At 43.2% G+C, this 19,066-nt stretch carries 22 protein-coding genes and 1 pseudogene; 6 read left to right on the top strand and 17 right to left on the bottom strand.

Annotation, left to right across the window (positions count from 1 at the left end):
* Nucleotides 1-5 precede the first annotated feature (5 nt).
* A pseudogene (locus tag CJU60_RS22170) lies at nt 6-104 on the bottom strand (hypothetical protein); the annotation flags it as partial.
* A gap of 141 nt (nt 105-245) precedes the next feature.
* Nucleotides 246-1,196 carry a ring-cleaving dioxygenase gene (locus tag CJU60_RS08200; protein ID WP_024121094.1) on the bottom strand — a complete coding sequence of 317 codons (951 nt, stop codon included), beginning with the start codon at nt 1,194-1,196 and terminating at the stop codon, nt 246-248.
* Nucleotides 1,197-1,590: 394 nt separating this feature from the next.
* Between CJU60_RS08200 and steT the strand changes: the two genes are divergently transcribed.
* The 6 genes from steT to spoIISC all read left to right on the top strand — a co-directional run bounded on the left by steT (nt 1,591) and on the right by spoIISC (nt 6,060).
* A complete protein-coding gene (gene steT, locus CJU60_RS08205; RefSeq protein ID WP_095713484.1) occupies nt 1,591-2,907 on the top strand; it encodes a serine/threonine exchanger in 1,317 nt (438 codons plus the stop codon).
* 275 nt (nt 2,908-3,182) lie between these two features.
* On the top strand, nt 3,183-3,800 hold the full coding sequence (locus tag CJU60_RS08210) for a DUF47 domain-containing protein (protein WP_010333926.1): 618 nt from the start codon (nt 3,183-3,185) through the stop codon (nt 3,798-3,800).
* Nucleotides 3,801-3,812: 12 nt separating this feature from the next.
* The gene (locus CJU60_RS08215) at nt 3,813-4,814 is read left to right on the top strand and encodes an inorganic phosphate transporter (RefSeq protein WP_024121092.1); all 1,002 of its coding nucleotides are present in this window, start codon (nt 3,813-3,815) and stop codon (nt 4,812-4,814) included.
* A gap of 108 nt (nt 4,815-4,922) precedes the next feature.
* The gene (gene spoIISA / locus CJU60_RS08220; RefSeq protein ID WP_024121091.1) at nt 4,923-5,669 is read left to right on the top strand and encodes a toxin-antitoxin-antitoxin system toxin SpoIISA; all 747 of its coding nucleotides are present in this window, start codon (nt 4,923-4,925) and stop codon (nt 5,667-5,669) included.
* Nucleotides 5,669-5,839, top strand: coding sequence for a type II toxin-antitoxin system SpoIISB family antitoxin (locus tag CJU60_RS08225; RefSeq protein ID WP_024121090.1), 171 nt, complete (start codon nt 5,669-5,671; stop codon nt 5,837-5,839). The genes spoIISA and CJU60_RS08225 overlap by 1 nt, the downstream gene beginning before the upstream one ends.
* An 83-nt stretch (nt 5,840-5,922) precedes the next feature.
* Nucleotides 5,923-6,060 (top strand): three component toxin-antitoxin-antitoxin system antitoxin SpoIISC, encoded by a 138-nt coding sequence (gene spoIISC, locus CJU60_RS21370; protein WP_125825426.1) that lies wholly within the window; start codon nt 5,923-5,925, stop codon nt 6,058-6,060.
* A 35-nt stretch (nt 6,061-6,095) separates the two neighbouring features.
* On the opposite strand, the gene CJU60_RS08230 is transcribed toward spoIISC, so the two are convergent.
* The 15 genes from CJU60_RS08230 to CJU60_RS08300 form a co-directional block, all read right to left on the bottom strand.
* Nucleotides 6,096-6,989, bottom strand: coding sequence for an N-acetylmuramoyl-L-alanine amidase (locus CJU60_RS08230; RefSeq protein ID WP_095713485.1), 894 nt, complete (start codon nt 6,987-6,989; stop codon nt 6,096-6,098).
* Nucleotides 6,990-7,001: 12 nt separating this feature from the next.
* Complete coding sequence (locus CJU60_RS08235) at nt 7,002-7,265, bottom strand: phage holin (protein WP_024121086.1); 264 nt, start codon at nt 7,263-7,265, stop codon at nt 7,002-7,004.
* 11 nt (nt 7,266-7,276) lie between these two features.
* The gene (locus CJU60_RS08240; RefSeq protein WP_059292937.1) at nt 7,277-7,546 is read right to left on the bottom strand and encodes a hemolysin XhlA family protein; all 270 of its coding nucleotides are present in this window, start codon (nt 7,544-7,546) and stop codon (nt 7,277-7,279) included.
* Nucleotides 7,547-7,601: 55 nt separating this feature from the next.
* Entirely contained in the window at nt 7,602-8,441 is an 840-nt protein-coding gene (gene xepA / locus CJU60_RS08245) for a phage-like element PBSX protein XepA (protein ID WP_095713486.1), read from the bottom strand.
* A gap of 43 nt (nt 8,442-8,484) precedes the next feature.
* The gene (locus CJU60_RS08250; protein ID WP_024121083.1) at nt 8,485-8,649 is read right to left on the bottom strand and encodes an XkdX family protein; all 165 of its coding nucleotides are present in this window, start codon (nt 8,647-8,649) and stop codon (nt 8,485-8,487) included.
* Entirely contained in the window at nt 8,646-8,975 is a 330-nt protein-coding gene (locus CJU60_RS08255) for an XkdW family protein (RefSeq protein ID WP_095713487.1), read from the bottom strand. The genes CJU60_RS08250 and CJU60_RS08255 overlap by 4 nt, the downstream gene beginning before the upstream one ends.
* 10 nt (nt 8,976-8,985) lie before the next feature.
* A complete protein-coding gene (locus CJU60_RS08260) occupies nt 8,986-11,097 on the bottom strand; it encodes a pyocin knob domain-containing protein (protein ID WP_095713488.1) in 2,112 nt (703 codons plus the stop codon).
* 2 nt (nt 11,098-11,099) lie between these two features.
* Nucleotides 11,100-11,372: a hypothetical protein gene (locus CJU60_RS08265; RefSeq protein WP_095713489.1), complete on the bottom strand. Its 273-nt coding sequence runs from the start codon at nt 11,370-11,372 to the stop codon at nt 11,100-11,102.
* Nucleotides 11,369-11,947 carry a YmfQ family protein gene (locus CJU60_RS08270; protein ID WP_095713490.1) on the bottom strand — a complete coding sequence of 193 codons (579 nt, stop codon included), beginning with the start codon at nt 11,945-11,947 and terminating at the stop codon, nt 11,369-11,371. The genes CJU60_RS08265 and CJU60_RS08270 overlap by 4 nt, the downstream gene beginning before the upstream one ends.
* The gene (locus tag CJU60_RS08275) at nt 11,931-12,977 is read right to left on the bottom strand and encodes a baseplate J/gp47 family protein (protein WP_095713491.1); all 1,047 of its coding nucleotides are present in this window, start codon (nt 12,975-12,977) and stop codon (nt 11,931-11,933) included. The genes CJU60_RS08270 and CJU60_RS08275 overlap by 17 nt, the downstream gene beginning before the upstream one ends.
* Nucleotides 12,970-13,395 carry a DUF2634 domain-containing protein gene (locus CJU60_RS08280; protein ID WP_024121077.1) on the bottom strand — a complete coding sequence of 142 codons (426 nt, stop codon included), beginning with the start codon at nt 13,393-13,395 and terminating at the stop codon, nt 12,970-12,972. Before CJU60_RS08280 ends, CJU60_RS08275 begins: the two co-directional genes overlap by 8 nt.
* Nucleotides 13,396-13,453: 58 nt before the next feature.
* Nucleotides 13,454-13,720 (bottom strand): DUF2577 family protein, encoded by a 267-nt coding sequence (locus tag CJU60_RS08285; RefSeq protein ID WP_095713492.1) that lies wholly within the window; start codon nt 13,718-13,720, stop codon nt 13,454-13,456.
* The gene (locus tag CJU60_RS08290) at nt 13,720-14,697 is read right to left on the bottom strand and encodes an XkdQ/YqbQ family protein (RefSeq protein WP_095713493.1); all 978 of its coding nucleotides are present in this window, start codon (nt 14,695-14,697) and stop codon (nt 13,720-13,722) included. Before CJU60_RS08290 ends, CJU60_RS08285 begins: the two co-directional genes overlap by 1 nt.
* 15 nt (nt 14,698-14,712) lie before the next feature.
* Nucleotides 14,713-15,372: a LysM peptidoglycan-binding domain-containing protein gene (locus tag CJU60_RS08295; protein ID WP_095713494.1), complete on the bottom strand. Its 660-nt coding sequence runs from the start codon at nt 15,370-15,372 to the stop codon at nt 14,713-14,715.
* Nucleotides 15,365-19,066: transglycosylase SLT domain-containing protein (locus CJU60_RS08300; protein ID WP_095713495.1), on the bottom strand; the 3,702-nt coding region annotated here is incomplete at its 5' end. The genes CJU60_RS08295 and CJU60_RS08300, both read right to left, overlap by 8 nt.

Consider the following 19,066-nt stretch of genomic DNA (forward strand, 5'->3'; position numbering starts at 1 on the left):
GTGTCTCACTCCTTTTCGTCTAACTTTGAAATAGTGTAACAAGCAAATATGAAAAAACTATTAATAAACAAAGGCAATATTTTTGCCAAAACCAATTCATACCATCAGTCCATAAAAGCAAAAGTTTTCGGGTCTTTATCCTGATCTAAATCTGATATTTTGTACCTAATCATCCATATGTAAGCCGTTTTTGAACAAAAATAGCCTTCCGGTGACGCCGGAAGGCAAAGAATCACAATATATCGTTATTGAATCGGCTTCAGTCTTGCTTCGATTTCCTCTCTTCTATGCTCAAGATATGGCGGAAGAGCGATGGTTTGGCCAAGCTCATCAATTTCTTCATCAACCATAAAGCCCGGACCGTCTGTAGATAATTCAAACAGAATGCCGTTCGGTTCTCTGAAATACAGCGCCTTGAAATAGTAGCGCTCAACGATGCCTGAGTTGCTAAAGCCTTCCCGGCTGATGATGCGGTGCCATCCGGCAAGCTCTTCTTCGTCTCTCACGCGAAATGCGACATGATGGACACTTCCTTTTCCTTGACGTTCGCGCGGAAGATCATTTCTTTCAATTAAATGGATTTCTGTGGCCGCACCGCCTTCTCCTGATTCTAAAATGACCGCTGTTCCCTGTCCTTCAACCGGCTCTCGGCTGACCTCTGTAAACCCAAGAATATTGGTTAATACATGTAATGTTGGTTCAGCGTACGGCACTGTCAATTCAACAGGCCCTAACCCGCGAAATGAAAATTCTTCCGGAATGCCGCTTTGTTTAACAGGCAGACCATAACCTTTGCCTTTCTCATCAGCAGTCAGCACAAGGCGCTGTCCTTCATGATCTTCGAACGCCAATATGTCACGTCCGGCTCTTTGGGCGATGCCGCTATGCGCCACCTGATGCTCTTCAAAACGTTCTTTCCAGTAATGCAGCGCTTCTGTGCTTGGAACACGTAATCCAATAGAAGAAATACTGTTTGTTCCCGCATGAAACGGCGCAATGCGGGGAATCTCAAAAAACGTCAGTTCCGTTCCCGGATTTGCCACTTCATCTCCGTAGAATAGATGGTACATCGTTGGTTCATCTTGGTTTACGGATTTTTTGACGAGTTTTAATCCTAATACTTTACTATAGAAATCTAAGTTTTTTTGCGCGTCAGCTGTTAATGCGGACACGTGGTGAATGCCGTTGACTTTCATATGCTGTCCCTCCAGGTCAATTTATCTCGATTTCGAGATATTATATTAAAGATGTATATTTATTTTCCTAATTACAAGGTATTTTATTCACATACGAAAGTCAACATATCAGCTTCATCTGGGTCCGGCATCCTGCTAAGTCCCGCTGTCAGCCATTTAATGTGCTCATTCTCCGCTTGAACGCCTTTCGCAAAACACGAACTTTAGATAAGATTTCCCTCAATTTTATTCGTTTCAATAGATAGTAAATAGACGATTTCACAGATTTTACGAATGGAAATAAAGCAAATATCGAAAATCAGAAAATTTATTTTATTTCACTTTTCTAAAATAGGGTTTACAATATGAAAAATAGATTCTTCATCACGAAGCTTCATCATAGGAGGTTAAGGACATGCATACTGAAGAAAACGGTTTAAAAAAAGAGATAGGCCTCTTGTTTGCCCTTACTCTTGTTATTGGAACCATTATCGGTTCCGGCGTTTTTATGAAGCCCGGTGCTGTGCTCGCTTATTCAGGAGACTCAAAAACTGCGCTATTTGCGTGGCTGTTGGGCGGTATATTAACGCTGGCAGGCGGACTGACGATTGCAGAAATCGGTACGCAGATTCCGAAAACAGGCGGACTTTATACGTATCTTGAAGAAGTATACGGCGAGTTTTGGGGATTTTTATGCGGCTGGGTGCAGATCATTATTTACGGCCCGGCGATTATCGGGGCACTCGGTTTATATTTTGGATCCTTAATGGCGAATCTTTTCGGCTGGGGTTCAGGACTATCAAAGGTAATCAGTATTATAGCAGTTATCTTTTTATGTGTAATTAATATTATCGGTACAAAATACGGCGGTTTTGTTCAAACGCTGACTACGGTCGGAAAGCTGATTCCGATTGCTTGTATCATTATTTTCGGCCTTTGGAAAGGCGATCAGCATATCTTTACAGCCGTAAACGAAAGCATTTCTGATATGAATTTCGGTGCAGCCATTTTGGCCACATTGTTTGCTTATGACGGATGGATCCTGCTTGCAGCTCTCGGCGGAGAAATGAAAAATCCTGAAAAGCTTCTGCCTCGCGCAATGACTGGCGGACTGTTAATCGTAACAGCCATTTATATCTTCATTAATTTTGCGCTGCTTCACATCCTGTCCGCAAACGAAATTGTGACACTTGGAGAAAATGCGACAAGCACTGCTGCCAGCATGCTGTTCGGTTCAATCGGCGGAAAGCTGGTCAGTATCGGAATTATTGTCAGCATCTTCGGCTGTTTAAACGGAAAGGTTCTTTCTTTCCCGCGTGTGACCTTTGCGATGGCAGAACGAAAACAGCTGCCTTTTGCTGAGAAATTGTCCCGCGTGCACCCGACATTCCGCACACCGTGGATTGCGATTTCTTTCCAAATCGCTGTGGCGATCATCCTGATGCTCATCAGTAATCCTGATAAGCTTTCTGAAATCTCTATTTTTATGATCTATATTTTTTATGTGATGGCCTTTTTTGCAGTATTTATTCTTCGCAAACAAACAAAGGGAAAAACACGTGCTTACAGTGTTCCGCTTTACCCGTTCATGCCGATATTGGCGATCGCAGGTTCATTCTTTGTATTGGGAAGCACACTCATTACAGACACATTAAGCTGCGGATTATCAATTCTCATCGGCCTGGCCGGACTCCCTGTGTATTATTGGATGCAAAAACGAAAAGCCAGCTAAAAAAACGGTTCCCTTGTTTAGGGAACCGTTTTTTGGTGAATCAGAATATAAATGTTGACAAAAAAAACACAACTTTTGATATACTTTTTACGTTAACCAGAAAGATTTTGCAAACTTGGTTCGTTTTTTTGAGGTGAAGTAGGCCAAAATAAGGAGACACGTTTTATCGAAAAAGTCAAGCCGCGTTTTTTTCGACTTTTCCTGTTTTTTTTCGACAAAAGGCTATATAATAATTTGATGTGTGCATTGTTCATTCAAACTATGGAGGGTTTTTAATGATAAGAAGAAAAAAAGATAAGTTCTCACTCCTTTTAACAGAAATTGCAAAGAACATAGACGAAACTGCAGAATATTTTTTGAATTTTAAGGTCACTAACCAAACGACGCTTAAAGAGTTTGCAGATACGTTAAAGGAATATGAAACAAAAGGTGACAATCATGTTCATGTCATGATCAAAGAGCTTAACAAAGCATTCATCACTCCTATTGAGCGCGAGGATATCCTTCAGCTGACAAACAGCCTGGATGATGTGCTTGACGGAATCGAACATTTCTCTGCCATGATGGAGATTTTCTCAATTACTTCATCAGACGAGCATATCGATAAATTCAGCGGATACATCAGAGAATGCGCGAAAGAAATTTTGATTACAATTGAGCTGCTGGCAGAAAACCGCTTAAAGGATATTCAGCCTCACGCGATCAAAATTAAAGAGTATGAGCACAGCTGTGACAACCTGCACAGAAAATCATTAAAGAATCTTTTCGGAAATGAAACAGATCCAATTAAAGTCATTCAATATCGTGAAATTTACGAAACACTTGAAGAAATTGCCGATTCGTGCCAAAGTGTTGCCAATAATCTTGAAACCATTATTATGAAAAACGCGTAACGAGGGGTAAAAATGGATATTCTATTTATATTAACGATACTAATAGTCATTTTTGCTCTGGCGTTTGATTTCATCAACGGGTTTCATGATACGGCGAACGCAATTGCGACTTCAGTATCAACAAAAGCGTTGAAACCGCGCCATGCCATTATAATGGCGGCAGTGATGAACTTTGTCGGAGCAATGACGTTTACAGGTGTTGCCAAAACCATTACGAAAGATATTGTAGACCCTTATACTTTGGAAAATGGCTCTGTTGTTATTTTGGCTGCTTTAGTCGCAGCAATAGCGTGGAACCTGCTTACTTGGTATTACGGCATCCCAAGCAGCTCATCCCATGCCATCATCGGGGCGATTGCCGGTGCAGCCGTTGCGGCAGCCGGATTTACTGCGTTAAATTATAAGGGCTTCATTAAAATCATTGAGGCACTCATCTTATCACCAATTATTGCCTTTGTCCTTGGTTATATTCTTTACAGCATCGTCAAGCTGATCTTCAAAGACAGCAATTTGGCGAAAACGAACAAGCAATTCCGCAGAGTGCAGATTATAACTGCTGCCCTGCAATCCTATACACACGGAACAAACGATGCGCAAAAAGCAATGGGAATTATCACAATGGCTCTCATCACAGCAAATTTACATACTTCTGCTAATGATATTCCAACCTGGGTGCAATTCGCCTGCGCGACAGCCATGGGTCTCGGAACTTCAATCGGCGGATGGAAAATCATTAAAACCGTTGGCGGAAAAATCATGAAGATTCGTCCGGTAAACGGTGTATCCGCTGACTTAACCGGGGCAGCCATTATTTTCGGCGCCACATTTATTCATTTGCCGGTCAGTACAACCCACGTCATTTCTTCATCAATCCTTGGCGTCGGTGCATCACACCGGGTAAAAGGCGTAAACTGGGGCACAGCTAAGCGGATGCTCATTACATGGGTCATCACGCTTCCGATTTCAGCGACACTTGGTGCTATCGCCTACTTTATTTTAAATATGATTTTTTAATGTGGAACCGCTTCTTAACAGAAGCGGTTTTTTTGATGGAACAGGAAAACCAGCCGCATCTCTCGAATACAATAATCAGAACCTATTACAGATGCGAGGGATTGATGTATGCTTTTATTCTTTCAAATCATGGTCTGGTGCACTATGGCCGCTTTAGGCTTATACGTATACGCCACATGGCGGTTCGAAGCGAAGGTCAAAGAAAAAATGTCCGCCATCCGAAAAACATGGTATTTGCTGTTTGTTTTGGGCGCCATGATATACTGGACATATGATCCCTCTTCCCTGTTCACAAACTGGGAACGGTATGTCATTGTCGCTGTCAGCTTTGCTTTAATTGACGCTTTTATCTTTTTGAGCGCTTATGTGAAAAAACTGGCCGGCAGTGAACTGGAAACAGATACAAGAGAAATTCTCGAAGAAAACAACGAAATGCTCCACATGTATCTCGATCGGCTGAAAACATACCAATATCTATTGAAAAACGAACCGATTCATGTTTATTATGGAAGTATAGAAGCATATGCTGAAGGAATTGATAAACTGCTGAAAACCTATGCTGATAAAATGAATCTGACGGCCAGCCTTTGTCACTATTCGACACAGTCTGATAAAGACCGGTTAACCGAGCACATGGAGGATCCCGCTGACGTGCAAACGAGGCTGGATCGAAAGGATGTCTATTACGACCAGTATGGAAAAGTAGTGCTCATTCCCTTTACAATTGAGACACAGAGCTATGTCATCAAACTGACGTCTGACAGCATTGTAACGGAATTTGATTATTTGCTTTTCACATCATTAACGAGCATATATGATTTGGTGCTGCCAATTGAGGAGGAAGGTGAAGGATAATGGAAAACGCGTTTCAAAACGGATGCCATCCGCGGGCAAAGAAACCGTTTAAAATCCTGAAAAAACGTTCAACCACCAGTGTCGCAAGCTATCAAGTCAGTCCGCACACAGCAAGAATCTTCAAAGAAAACGAACGGCTGATTGATGAGTATAAACGAAAAAAAGCATGATCACACTAAAAGGACAAGAGAAACAGCTCTTGTCCTTATTCCTTTTCTTAAGGGGTTACATATAATAAAACAAACAGAGGATAATGTCAGGTGATACAGTGAAAAAATTGGTGCGGCGTGTGAAGGTTATTGATTACGGGAGGTTTGGCTTTTCCGGGTATTCGCTTCGGGTGAGGGAGCGGAGTGCGGGAATTTTAAAAAAATTGAAGAAGAAAAAATAAATCCCGGAGCAACTCCGGGATTTTTTGTTCTACCATCAGCTAACTTGAGCTGAGATCTTCGCTTTTGTCGCAGGTCCGTAGATACCGTCGGCGGTTAGACCGTTAACAGACTGAAAACGCGCAACCGCGTCAGCAGTTTTCGGCCCGTAAACGCCGTCAATCCCGTTGTTCACAGCTCCTTTATCAGGATAAAAGTAGAGAGCCGCCAGCGCTCGTTGCACCTGAAAGACGTGTTCGCCTGAGGTATATGGTGTTGTCAGCTGAATGATACCGTCAGGGAGCGGATAGAGTTCTGGCTCTTCAGCGGACGATGGGGCACTTACAATTAACACTTGACCAACCTGAATGAGATTCGGATCTTCGATATTGTTCCACTCTTGCAGCTGAGCAACAGTGACACCGAACGCTCTCGCTATGGATGTAAGTGTGTCACCTTTTTTTACGACGTAAGTTTGGCTCCCGCCGCCGCCAATTCCCGCTTTAAACGAGTCCCACGTATCCAACAGTTTGCGAGGGCATTCCTTCCCTGACCAATATTTATGAGGCACGACGTTAGCGAGACTGATACCGTGTTCAGCCATCAATGTTTTGATCAGCCACTGGGCATTAGCTGTTGCTTGTGCAAAGTCGCCATCCGCATTTTCACAAATTTCAATCCCAATAGAAGCCCGGTTGCCGCTTCCGTTCCCGTCTCCTGCATGCCAGCCGTTTTCATTTAACGGCAGATGCTGATAAATCTCTGTATCATCAACTGTAAAATGCCAGCTTGTCGCCGTATCAGGGTTTTTCAAATAGCGGGCATGCGCTTGGGCATCGGCGCCTGCTGCCGTATTCGCTGTATTGTGTACGGTAATATAAAGAGGTGTCATCGCGTAGCCTGGACGGTTATTTGCACCGACCGGAATAAAATCTTGAATAATGTTAACCATTTTCATCTCTCCTTATTTCGTCAGATTATTTTCCTTTAACAAGTCGCGTTGCTTTTTCCCTTTTTCTGTTACATAGTTGTTTTTAAACCAAGCTGCCAGTGTTGTCCCAATTGTGAAGATCACTGATCCTGCTGAATACAGAGCATCTGCAAGCTGATTCACCTGCTCTTCCTGTATGTCCAATGGTGATTTGCCAAACATCAGCATGCTCTGGTTGATGAGCGCAAGCAAAAGAAGCACCGTCCTAGTGACCGTGCCTTTATCATACGTTTTCATGATAATCCCCCTTAATGCTGCAGCAGGTTGTACATAATGGCGATGGCTCCACCGATAATCCCTGTGCACACTGCTGTAATGATGGCACCAGTGATGGTGCGCTTAATCCATGTTGTATTTTCTTCAATTTTGTTTAATTTTTCGTTCAGCGTCATGATTTGCTGGTCTTGCCGGTCAGACACGCGTTCCAATGCCGAAACTCTCTGTTCGAGCGCTTTTTGCTCGCCTTTCATGTCTGCTAAATCCTGCTGAAACACATTAACATCTATGTCTTGCTGCATCATTCACTCCTCCTTTACATGCGGATCACCTCCTTTCCGAGGCCAATTGCAATGGTTAAGAGACCGCGGTTCCTTTAATTGATAGACTCCCGCCGGTCATGCTGGCAATCTCCATTACGATCTCCTTAAAGCCTTTAATATCAAAGGACCAAGCCTCATCCTTGCCTAAGGTGCTGCAAGCGGAAGAAGCATCATCCAATTTCACGCCTCTGATTGGAAGTTTCTGTCCTGACACAGATTTCCCCCAAAATTTCACCTCACTCGTTTCCGCTGTGCCGAATACTTCAACGAGTAAATGCGCGGCACCGTCCACGGGTAAAGCAGTACCTTCGCCGGCGGACTCGGCATTTTCGTGAAAAACAAAGTCAAACGTTTTGCCAGCTTCCACTTTCAGCCGCCCATCGTCTGTTTGGTTTTCCTTCAAATCGATTTGCAAAGGAAGATTTTCATTTAAGCGTACGTCCATTTCACCTGCGCCGACTGATTGGTATAACACAAACTCTGATTGCTGGAGATTTCCGTTAACATATCGGAATCGGTAATAGCGTTTTGTGATATACACCCATTCAGTCGCTGTCAAAACACCTGCTGCGACATTAACTACTGCTGTCGTTGTCCAGACATTGTTATTGTCGCTTTCTTCTATAAAGAGCGTGCCTTCACGATCTGCATACGCCCAGCCCTTTACTTTCGAAATCAGAACTGCGCCAAGCCGGTCTTGTCCGAGCTGACTGTATGCCTCAGTGGCCTTTAACGCGGCATTTGTTAAAATCTCCGCTACACCTGAGAGATTTGAAACAGGTGTGACAAAATCGGTTTTTTCTCCTCTATACGGCTTTACAGCTCCAGCTTTTCCAGTCTTATCGAGAGGAAATTCATATTGATACTTGACCATTTTTATCCTCCTTTTCATGTAAAAACGAGCAAAATAAAAAAGCCTACATGGCTTTACCGGTAATTTCTTCATACTGGTCAGAAGTGATCAGTTTTTTGCTCACGCCTTCTGCCAGATCCTCTATAGAACAATCTTTGAATTGTATGGCCTGCTTCACCATATCTGTCGTCGCCCAATCATAATGTAAGGCAAGCACCCAATAATTCATTCAGCACGCTCTCCTTTCAAAGATAATAATGAAAGCTTTATATCTGACAACTCGCTCCCCAACGTTTTGTTTAGCTCTTCAATCTGCTTGCGTGCCAGCTTTTCCTGCGACAATTCCTGAGCAAGTACCTCCACCTGATCAGGCGGCTCGTACGGAGGATTTTTTTGCGATTCCTCCCACCAGGCTTCCAGTTCTTTTTGCGTCGGGATCGGGGCACGCAGGTTCCATTTTTCAATATAGGAACCATGTCCGTCATTCCGCAGCTCGAAATCCTTTCTTGGCACAGCGTCAGGGTATTTGTACATGATTGCATCGTATAATATCATTTTGCACCTCCTAAAATCTTGGGTAATTTCTTCCGCCTATCTCTGTGATGTCAAAGTAGTTATACCATCCTGAGCTATCAGAGATATACCGTGAAGTATCACCATCATAACCCACATAGAGATACATCTCTATATAATCACCCGCATCTGCTGGAACAGTGGCAGCTCCATAGACTCCCACATTAAAATCTGTGGTATCAGAAGGACTTGCCGGACTATTTCTATAATGCGCTATATTTTTATAAATTTTTCCATTCAAATAGATCTCCAATTCATAGTTGGCATATCTCTGAACGTTTTGAATATATACCCCCGCATTGACGAGAAACATCCCGCTGTTCGGACAGATGAATCGATAATTATTGATATCAAAGGCATTATGACTGTCCTTTATCTTTCTATTAAAACAAATTTTCTGCTTTTCACCTTTGATTAGAAGCTGCTTCCCTGCAGTTCCGATATTCGCGTGTGCAAATCCCGAAAATTTCTGCCAAACCGTCCAGCCGGAACCATTCCACCAGTGACGAACCCAAGTTCCAGTACTATCAATATAACTATTAGATTCATTTCCAGTACCGTAAAAATATTGAGTAAATCTATAGTCGTGATATTTCTCATTTTTCACGATTCCATATCCAAGTGGGTAACCAGTAGTATTTCCCTGACCAATATCCATTAGTGTTAACCCCGGAGGATATTCATTCCCTCCAGTTCTTGCGTCTTGTATTGCATTAGAGCCTGTAAGAATGGTTAACTTTTGGTTTGTATAATTTGTGTCAACATAGTTTTTAGCATCAGCCAAAGCTTTATCTGCTTTGGTTTGAGCACTTACCTCAGTCTCGATCTTATTCCATCCTTTAAACACGCCATCTGTATGAATCGTTGCCATCCAAAAGGTTCCGTCGTAACTTCTAGATGCAAAAATGGTTTTTCGCCCGCCACCCCCTGTTTCAATTACATCATAGTTATACCATGATCCATCTCCTGAAACAGGATTGTTTATTATGACATTCCCTAATGCATAATAAAAGCCAGATGGCAGCGTTAATAAGTCAGTCCCATCTGGGATTTTAGTCCGGCAGCCTTGAGTATCAGTTAATTTATATAGTTGTGCATTATTCCATTTGTCTTTATCAGATTTTGTTACGTGAACATCTGTTAAATTGGCATGTGCATCTACTTTGATCTGTGAGCCTTCAACCGATTCGATCTCACGCCAAGATGTCCAAGTGTCTGAATTAGCCACTTTATTCCTCATGAATTTCCTTCGGCCAGTAGATATTGTGTCACTGCTGCTATAAGATGTGTATTCTTGATATGCATACGTGCTGTAGTTATAAACCATTAAATAACCATTGTTATCCACTGGAGCATTTAATGCTGTAGTCACACCACTCATGTAATAGAATCCTGTTTCGGTGATCGTATTGAAATCTGCATCTTTACGGTACTTTGCAACACCGTTGTCCTGAGTTATTTTAAAGAGCTGTGAGTCGTTCCACTTGTCTTTATCGGATTTTGATACGTGGATATCTGTTTTATTGGCATGTGCATCTATTTTCTTTTGAGACCCTTCTGTAGTTTCGGATTCAATCCATGCCGTCCATGTTGTTGAATCATTTTTTCTTATTCTAAAAAACGATTGCTCTCCCTTAAATCCATCATAAGCTATTTGAACAAGTGTGTTTTTATAGCTCATCACAAGGAGAAAGCACATGTTTAGGCCCGGACTGTTCAAGCCGTCATTGTATATCAAGTACATACCAGTATCGGTTAAATCATTATAATCAGTAATTTCGTTCACACTCTTGTAGAAGACTCTTCCATCATCGCCTGATATCTTACTTAACTGCGCGTTGTTCCACTTTGACCTTTCAGTAGCAGTAATGTGTATCGTATCGTCATTCACATGCAGTTCAAAATCTTTTTTTGCCGCCTGCTGCACATCATCAACATTCCCCAGCCCGACTTGCGCCTTTGTTGTGTTGTGGGGGTTGTTCATGTCGTTTTTGTGGGCAGCCAGGTCTGTGTGGGCGTCTTTTATGCCTTTTTCCCAGCGGTTGACGTCGTCCTCGTTAATTGGATCATCCGGAAGCCAGTCTGTTTTATCTTCGTATGCCATGTTTACACCACCTCAAAGGTAAATCTGAAATCGAGTGTTCTGTTTTCACTCACGTCCAGGTCTGTTTTTCTTTCTGTAATGATGTTGCCCAGCTCGTCTAAAATTTGTACCGTTTCTATATGTTTAATATCTTCCTCACGTTTTGTCAGAACGGTCACTGTTGCTCCTTCAATGGTGAGCTCCACTATTTCTGTTTCTTGGCCGTTAAGCAGCACGTGATGAATCCTGCTTTTGAGATCGGCAGCTGTACGTTCTCTGTATATGGTTGAAATCAAGTTAAAACCACCTCATTATTGTTAAGGGTGACAGAATAACCGACCTTCAGCTCACTGGCTGTTCGGTATCTTCGGTGATTCAGGATGACTGTGTCCTTTATTTGGAGCGTCTCATTTAATCCGCCTCTGAGCGTATACGCCAGATGTGCCGGCTTCATATTTTCCAATGCTTCGATCAGCTCATTCATGTGCTGGAGATCATCAATATTGATGTCTACATTAAAGCGGTATTCACCGGGCAGCAGGCGGACTTGTGCCGACGGGTTTTTTAAGAAACGGTTCACCGCCTGCTCAATGGCCCTGTAGGTGATCGGCGGGATGTTCGACATCTTCGAAATGAGGCGTAATCGCCTGATTTCATCGGTGTCTCCCGATTCCCGCGGCACGTTTAAAATCTTTTCCCAGCGGCTAAGCCCCCATGTTGCTGTTGGCACAAATAACTGGTCTGTCAGATCAAATATGCTGTTATTTTGTTGATCAAACTCAGGTGCTTCCGCTTTCAGCAGCTCCGACATTTCTTTTAAGCTGGTGAGAAACGGCGGCAGATATGAAATCATGTCATCTTGTTTGCTCAATGATCTTCACCTGCCCAAGCTTAGGGATTTCTACGTCGCTCAGCACTAAATTTTCGGAAGTGCCGTTTATTTTAATATTTGAATAATCACTGACAGACGGCGAATTATAGACGATGTTATTAATTTGAGAAAGGCGGATAATGTTATCTTCGAATGCCATTTTCTTGAAGAGATTTAAAACGCCTTCTTGAATTTCTGTCTTTACTTCATCAATCGAGTGATTGACTTCCGGTAGCACCTCGGCAGAAATCTCCACTTCCTTCCAGACCGCGCTTTCTACTGTGACAACGGCTCCGATTGGCGCCTGCCCCTCGCCCTGACCGGGCTCAGGGTCAATATAGTCTTTCACTTTTTGAATTAAGACTTCAGAAGCAGGTTCAAGGTTGGCATTCGTGACGACAATTTTAACCGTCCCTTCTCCGTTCCAAAGCGGGAAGATCTTTGCCTTTCCAACACCGTCCACTTCTTCAGCCCACTCTTTATAATGCATTTTATTGGCGCTGACAGCCTCACGCCGAACCCTCGTAAAATACCGTTCTCTTAAGCTGTCATCTCCTTCTTCTTCACGCCCCGGAATCAGAATCTCTTTGACAATCGCTTTTTCCAATCCCGGGATGGTATCCAGTGACAACAGATTGCGTCCGGTCAGATTGGCGTTTCCTGCTTCTCCCGGCGTTTCACAGACAAGTGTCCCGTCTCCTGTATATTGAAAATAAAGATTGTCCACATAGAAGCGGGAGCCTTCAGGAATTCTGACGCCAGCTGTGAACTCCCCTGCTCTCACGGCCTTTGTTGCAGCTGTCCGTTCAATCCCCGCTTCCGCAGCGCGCCGGTCCAAAAACTCTCCTTGCGCAGTATCAGAAAACACAAGCTCAAGCACGGTATCAAGCCATATATACGACTTCGCAAGCTCGGCTGCCGCCGGGGCTAATGCGTTATAAATAACACTGCCTTCTCTCGTGTCAATATCTGCGGAGATGCTGTTCAGCATACGCTCCATAATCTCTTCAAAGGTCTGATCCTCAAACATCTTCGCCAATCACCTCCTCAATCTCAAGCGATCCTTCATCTGTCTCGACTACAAAGGAAACATGAAACGCATCGCCTTGTTTTTCTATCTCAAAGTCTGTTACAGCGGAAATACGGTCATCATAAACAAGTGCCTCTTCTATGAGCCTTGGAATCTCCATTTTTTTGTAGGCATCAGTCGTCTCATGATCTGTAAGCACGTCCTGAAGCTCATTTCCGACATTATGGCTGTAAACTGAATACGCATATCGTTCAGTTTGTAAGGCGATATACACAAACTGTCTGATTGCTTCAAGCCCGGTAATCAGCTCATTTGTAATTCTTCCGTTTTCAAAATCTATTTTGTAGGTTTGCGAGGTTTCAATGACTTCGCCGTCATCTTCAATATCCTCAAACTCCACTTCTGGTGTCAGGGCCATGATGCCCACTCCTTTATACATGCTAAATAAAAAACCACTTCGTCCGAAGCGGTTTTGTTTACAGTTTATCTAAAATAAAAAACGATTGTCCGCCTGTCAGAGCTGCAGTCATGACGCGATCCCCCAGCTCGAGTGCATCATCTCCTCCGGACTGCAACCGTTTTGGGATGATGAGGGCGTCAGCCGGTATAATCAGTTTGCTGTTTTCTTTTAATTTGATTTCAGCAGGAGAAACCGAAACCACCTCAGCTGGGAGCAGCTCCACCGGAGATTCAGCATCAACCGCACCGACGGCCAAATGTTTGATGGCTTCACTCAGTCTCATCAGGAAACCCCTTCCGGCATCGTATTCTTTTCGACAACATCAATGGTCATCGTATGTTTCGTTCCTTTAAACTCATGCCGGTCTGTATCTACCCAATAGGTTTTTTTGATACCTGCCTCCGGAATGGATATATAGACAGGCAAGCCGCTCTGCACTTCTGGAATGCCGATGGCCTGAATATTTTTCAGTTCTTTTTTTACGCCCTTTTTTTCAGCAAGTCGTACGTCGGCCCTCTGCTGAAGCTGCGCCTGGTTAATTTCGTCTGTTACGGTCTCCGTATATTGAAGCACGCCGTATTTGTTTAAGCCTGAACTGTCCTTCGCAGACGCTTTATACGTCTTATTATCCTTCTGGCGGCGCAGCACCACCCGTGTTGCGGTATCATTTATAGACGTGCTGTATTGGTAGCCCGTAATATTGACGCCGGTTTCCAGTACCCATACCTCTGATGGATCTGGCCAAGCGCGCAGACCGAGCTTTCCTTTTTCCGAATACAGCTGATAATTCCGGCCCGTCTGGCTCTTTGTCTGTTTTAAAGCCTTCAATATGATGTCGTACAGGCTCGTATCATTTTTAATCACAAGGCTTTTGATCGTATGACTTGTGTTCGCAATAGAGGTTGTCGGAATTTGAAAATCATTGGCGATCCTCCTGATCATCTGGTCAGCACGCTGATTGGAAAACACGTACACATCCTGATTTTTGACCAGATATTGCAGCATATCGTACGCACTGAAGGCAAGCGTATGTTCATCAGGCGTTCGGGCGAAGACGATCCCGCGGAAAAGCTCTTTTCCCTTCCACTTAAACAAGACGGTATCTCCTTCTGTGACGCTGTAATACGTTTGGTCGCCCTGTTTGATGACGATGGTCGCTTCAATAGAGCGCGGCGCTTGATATCGGTGCCCCTCCAGCGACACGCTTTCCGCTACCAGCTCAAGCCATTCTGTATCTTTAATGACGAACAATTCTATCATCATACATCACCTGTTTCATTGCGGTATCTTTAATTTTTGACCGGGAAAAATCCAATGGCCCGGCTGCCTGATATTTCGTTTGCTTCGTTTAATCATTGCTGTTTTATTGGCGTTCCAAATTTTGCGCCATTGCGTGCTGTTCCCGTAAAACCTGCCGGCAATGTCCCAAAGCGTGTCTCCCTTTTTTACTGTATAGGTTTTCGGAGAGGCCTTTGACGGACGTTTTGCCTTTGTTTTTTTCTTTTGCTTGATTTTTCGGGGTGAGGCGGTTTTGTATTCTTTTAGTACAATATCAAAATCCCTGTCTCCTATCTCTTTGTCACCTTCACTGTATTTAAGGCTTTCAATGCTGCATGTCATATTGATTTTTGTTCCCGTAATTAAAAATTGAACAGGCTTTTTAGCCTTCATCCATTTTTCAATTTTAACAATGGCGTTCTCTGGAGAAGGGATATTCTGATATTCAGCTATCGGGCTATACTTTTTTGGAAAAAAAGAAGAAAAAGAGATTTCTTTCGCTCCGGGCTCTTCAATAAATGTGATTTCACCCAGCCCTGTTATTTTTACTGAGTCATTTTGTAAGCTATTAGATACGTCAATTGTCTCGGGAAGAACGGGAAATCGCAGCTTTTCCTTCCCCTGTGATATCCAAAATTCATAAACAGACTTAGTCAAAAGCCACGACCCCCTTTGTTCCGGTGTTAATGTCTTTTTGTAATTCATCAAGTAATGCTTGCCTGATTTTAGCTACTAGACTGTCTGTATCCTGTCCGTTATGAAAATGCTGGTCGCCATTGAATTCAATCTTTATTTCTTTCGTTCCGGCTGTTTGTACCGTTTGCCGGGATCCGGAAGTAACGGCTGCTGATACTTGTCCTGAAGAAAGCTCAGACTGCTGGGATTGAGACGGATCTGTCACTTCCATACCAAGAGCTTGCGCCGCTCTCTGAAGGAGGTAGCGGCCGCGTATGCCCCGCTCCTCCGGAATGATCCATTCCCGCTTGTTTCCTTCACCGACACGGGCGATTTGTTCTTTTGTGATCAGTCCGCCGTTAGCATAACCAACATACGGACCACCATGTCTCAAGCTTTTAATGCCAGGTACATTATCAATTGAGCCGTATCTGCTTTTGATATAGCCGATAGCGGCAGCAGCGTTGTGAATCGGATTTCTAATGTTACCCATGCCCGGTGCTTTATGAGCATTAAATGTGGTCGGGACTGTCTGCATGAGTCCTTGTGATGGATTTCCCGCCTTCGCGTTGCTATCCCACAGGTTAATAGAGTTCGGGTTGCCCCCTGATTCATACTGAGCAATCGTCATCAATCCTGGAAGCCAGCTTAATGGTGTCTTTGTGGCCATCATTGCAGCCATAAGCCACTGCTTCACATTTCCCCCTACTGCACCCATTCCGGAATAAGCAGCTGCCAGTGAACCGGCTTGCTTTTCAGCGTATTTTTTCACATCGACAGAATCCAATCCTTTTACTACACCGACAGATGCAAAGCGGCCCAAGCTCATCATGACACGTGAAGGTGAATGAATATCTAACTCTTCACGGAAAGCTTTCTCGACTTTTTTTGCTAGTTCCTTGGCTGCCTCATGGACCTCGCTGCCCTTTGAAGTCATACCTGAAACAAAATTCCCGATCATTCCGGTTCCCCAGCCGTTTGATGATTCTTTTGACTTCAAAAACGGTTTATTCACATGAGTATTTACATACTGATCAGTGCCTGTTTGCGAACTATTTTGTCCTGTAGCAAACCCTTTGATTGTACTGCTACCCCATGATGAAGATTTGTTTACAGTAGCTTGGAACGGCGTTTTGACTTTTGATTGTAAAAAGCCGTCTGTTCCGGTTGCTGTGCTGTTTTGCCCCTTAGCATAGCCGCTTACCATCTGTTTTCCGTAATTTGGTGAAGAAGAAATCATTTGTGAAAATGGCGTATTGATGTTTTTCTTTTTCCAATCTTCCATTTTGACCGGCTGATTGCTGATGCCTTTACCAAAGCCTTCTGAAAATTGCTGTCCGAGTGTGGACGCTTGGCCTGTAAGATTTGCAGTGTCCATTGATGGAGAGGCTGATCCTGATAACGAACTGGCAGTTGCTCCTCTTGAAACAGACACCGGGCTTCCAGCAGAAGACGAAGCGGTTCCCATATCGTCTACGACTTGCATACCTAGCTTAGACGCGGCTTGTGAAAGAAGCATCTTCCCACGGCCTCGGTTGTTATCAACTGGGATAACGAATTCCTTGCCGGCTTCACCGATCCATGAGATGGTTGGTTTTGTGATATAGCCGCCTGTGGCATGTTTCTGTGTCTTTTTCTCCTCAGTCCCAAATAAATAATTTGCTCCGCTTTTTACAAAGTTCCATGTTTTATTGGCAGCTTGTTTCGCACCCGACGCTACTTTACCACCAACTTCTTTTACTCCACCTAAAATGTTGGATCCTAATTCTTTAACACTGGACCACTTATCACTCCACCATTTTTTATTAAAAAGAGTATCAGAAATCGAACTTTTGAAATTTGTCCATATTGACTTTGCTTTATCCCATTTATCTTTTGCCCAGCCTTTTACACTTTCCCACTTTCCAGACCACCATTTTTCATTAAATAAGGTAGATTTCATTTTCCCTTTTACTGATTCCCAAACTGTTGATGCACTATCCCATTTATCCTTCGCCCAGCCTTTTACACCTTCCCATTTCCCAGACCACCATTTCTCATCAAATAAGGTAGATTTCATCTTTCCTTTTACTGATTCCCAAACTGTTGATGCACTATCCCATTTATCCTTCGCCCAGCCTTTTGTACCTTCCCATTTTTCAGACCACCACTCATTATTGAACAAAGTGGATTTGACTGTGTCTTTTACATTAGACCACGTATCTCCCATTCCACTAACAGTATCCTTAGCATTCGTCTTAATACCTGACCATTTTTCGGACCACCATTTTTCATCAAATAACGTCTCATTTAGTTTTTCCTTCGCTTCTGAACCATCAAATGCCTTCCCTAAACTTTCACCGCCGAAAGTGCCGGCAATTCCTCCTACAACACCGCCAATAGCGGTTCCGACTCCCGGCACAACGCTTCCAATAGCCGCTCCGGCAGCTGCTCCTGCTAAACCTCCGCCGGCTGAACCTACTTTTTCACCGGCATTATCCTTATTGATTCCGGCTAAGTCAGTAAGAGACAAAATTTCGCCTAATCCCGGTATTCCTTTTGCGGCTCCTTTTAAGCCCTTCAGTCCGCCCTTCAAACCTTTTGATTCTCCCAATGTTTTCAGAAGGCCTGAAAAACCTTTGCCAGATCCGCCTTTAGCTACTTTTGCCGATTTAGGCGTATTCACAGGATTTGATTTATTGCCTTTGTTTGATGAACCGTTTCTATTTTTGACTTTTTTGCTTTTGCCTGTACTGATTCCGGCACAGCAGCATCCGCAAGCCCCGCCCCATTTACCGCCTGACTTCTTCGATTTAGAACCTGACGCTTTTTGGTTCATAGAAGGTTTTTTAGTGCGGTTTGAGTTGTTTGAAGTTGAGTGATTTGTATTGGCTTTTGAGGCTTTTTGTTTGCCTTTGCTTCCGCTGGATTTGCCGCCAAGCAGTCCTCCAAAATCCAGATTCCCCAGTTTTTCAGCAATGCCTTTTATAATCTTTTCAAAAAACTCTCCCGCTTTTTCAATAATTTTATCAGGCCTGAATTTCTCAAATTTTTTCGCGATTTTTGAGACAATATTATCAAAAAACTTTTCTGCTTTATTCGCGATTTTATCTGGGTTGAGGAAATTGAATTTTTCAGAGATTTTGTCAACAATATTTGTTACAAAGTCTTCTGCTTTAGTGAAAATCGCGTCCGGACTGAATTTACTTGCGATATCATCCACTTTTTTCATAAAGGAGTCTGTAAACTTATCCAGTTCGTTAAAAATGGTTTCTGGGCTGAATTTGCTTACGACATCGTCCACTTTTTTCATAAAGGAATCTGCAAACTTATCCAGTTCGTTAAAAATGGTTTCTGGGCTGAATTTGCTTACGACATCGTCCACTTTTTTCATAAAGGAATCCGCAAACTTATCCAGTTTGTTAAAAATGGTTTCTGGACTGAATTTGCTTACGATATCATCTACTTTTTTCATAAAGGAATCCGTAAATTTGTCCAGTTGCTTAAAAATGGCTTCAGGACTGAATTTACTTGCAATATCGTCTACTTTTTTCATAAAGGAATCCGTAAATTTGTCCAGTTGCTTAAAAATAGATTCAGGACTGAATTTACTTGCGATTTTGTCCACTTTTCCCATAAACGATGTTGTGAACTTATCCATCTCTGTCAAAATCGTTTCCGGGCTGAACTTTGTCGT

Origin of the sequence: Bacillus sp. 7705b, from assembly GCF_002289525.1 — a bacterium.
Taxonomy (GTDB): Bacteria; Bacillota; Bacilli; order Bacillales; family Bacillaceae; genus Bacillus; species Bacillus halotolerans.

Excerpts from the sequence above, each read along its gene's own strand:
- CJU60_RS08200 (WP_024121094.1), bottom strand. The coding sequence starts at position 1,196 with ATGAAAGTCAACGGCATTCACCACGTGTCCGCATTAACAGCTGACGCG.
- steT (WP_095713484.1), top strand. The coding sequence starts at position 1,591 with ATGCATACTGAAGAAAACGGTTTAAAAAAAGAGATAGGCCTCTTGTTT.
- CJU60_RS08210 (WP_010333926.1), top strand. The coding sequence starts at position 3,183 with ATGATAAGAAGAAAAAAAGATAAGTTCTCACTCCTTTTAACAGAAATT.
- CJU60_RS08215 (WP_024121092.1), top strand. The coding sequence starts at position 3,813 with ATGGATATTCTATTTATATTAACGATACTAATAGTCATTTTTGCTCTG.
- spoIISA (WP_024121091.1), top strand. The coding sequence starts at position 4,923 with ATGCTTTTATTCTTTCAAATCATGGTCTGGTGCACTATGGCCGCTTTA.
- CJU60_RS08225 (WP_024121090.1), top strand. The coding sequence starts at position 5,669 with ATGGAAAACGCGTTTCAAAACGGATGCCATCCGCGGGCAAAGAAACCG.
- spoIISC (WP_125825426.1), top strand. The coding sequence starts at position 5,923 with ATGTCAGGTGATACAGTGAAAAAATTGGTGCGGCGTGTGAAGGTTATT.
- CJU60_RS08230 (WP_095713485.1), bottom strand. The coding sequence starts at position 6,989 with ATGGTTAACATTATTCAAGATTTTATTCCGGTCGGTGCAAATAACCGT.
- CJU60_RS08235 (WP_024121086.1), bottom strand. The coding sequence starts at position 7,265 with ATGAAAACGTATGATAAAGGCACGGTCACTAGGACGGTGCTTCTTTTG.
- CJU60_RS08240 (WP_059292937.1), bottom strand. The coding sequence starts at position 7,546 with ATGCAGCAAGACATAGATGTTAATGTGTTTCAGCAGGATTTAGCAGAC.
- xepA (WP_095713486.1), bottom strand. The coding sequence starts at position 8,441 with ATGGTCAAGTATCAATATGAATTTCCTCTCGATAAGACTGGAAAAGCT.
- CJU60_RS08250 (WP_024121083.1), bottom strand. The coding sequence starts at position 8,649 with ATGAATTATTGGGTGCTTGCCTTACATTATGATTGGGCGACGACAGAT.
- CJU60_RS08255 (WP_095713487.1), bottom strand. The coding sequence starts at position 8,975 with ATGATATTATACGATGCAATCATGTACAAATACCCTGACGCTGTGCCA.
- CJU60_RS08260 (WP_095713488.1), bottom strand. The coding sequence starts at position 11,097 with ATGGCATACGAAGATAAAACAGACTGGCTTCCGGATGATCCAATTAAC.
- CJU60_RS08275 (WP_095713491.1), bottom strand. The coding sequence starts at position 12,977 with ATGTTTGAGGATCAGACCTTTGAAGAGATTATGGAGCGTATGCTGAAC.
- CJU60_RS08280 (WP_024121077.1), bottom strand. The coding sequence starts at position 13,395 with ATGGCCCTGACACCAGAAGTGGAGTTTGAGGATATTGAAGATGACGGC.
- CJU60_RS08285 (WP_095713492.1), bottom strand. The coding sequence starts at position 13,720 with ATGAGACTGAGTGAAGCCATCAAACATTTGGCCGTCGGTGCGGTTGAT.
- CJU60_RS08290 (WP_095713493.1), bottom strand. The coding sequence starts at position 14,697 with ATGATAGAATTGTTCGTCATTAAAGATACAGAATGGCTTGAGCTGGTA.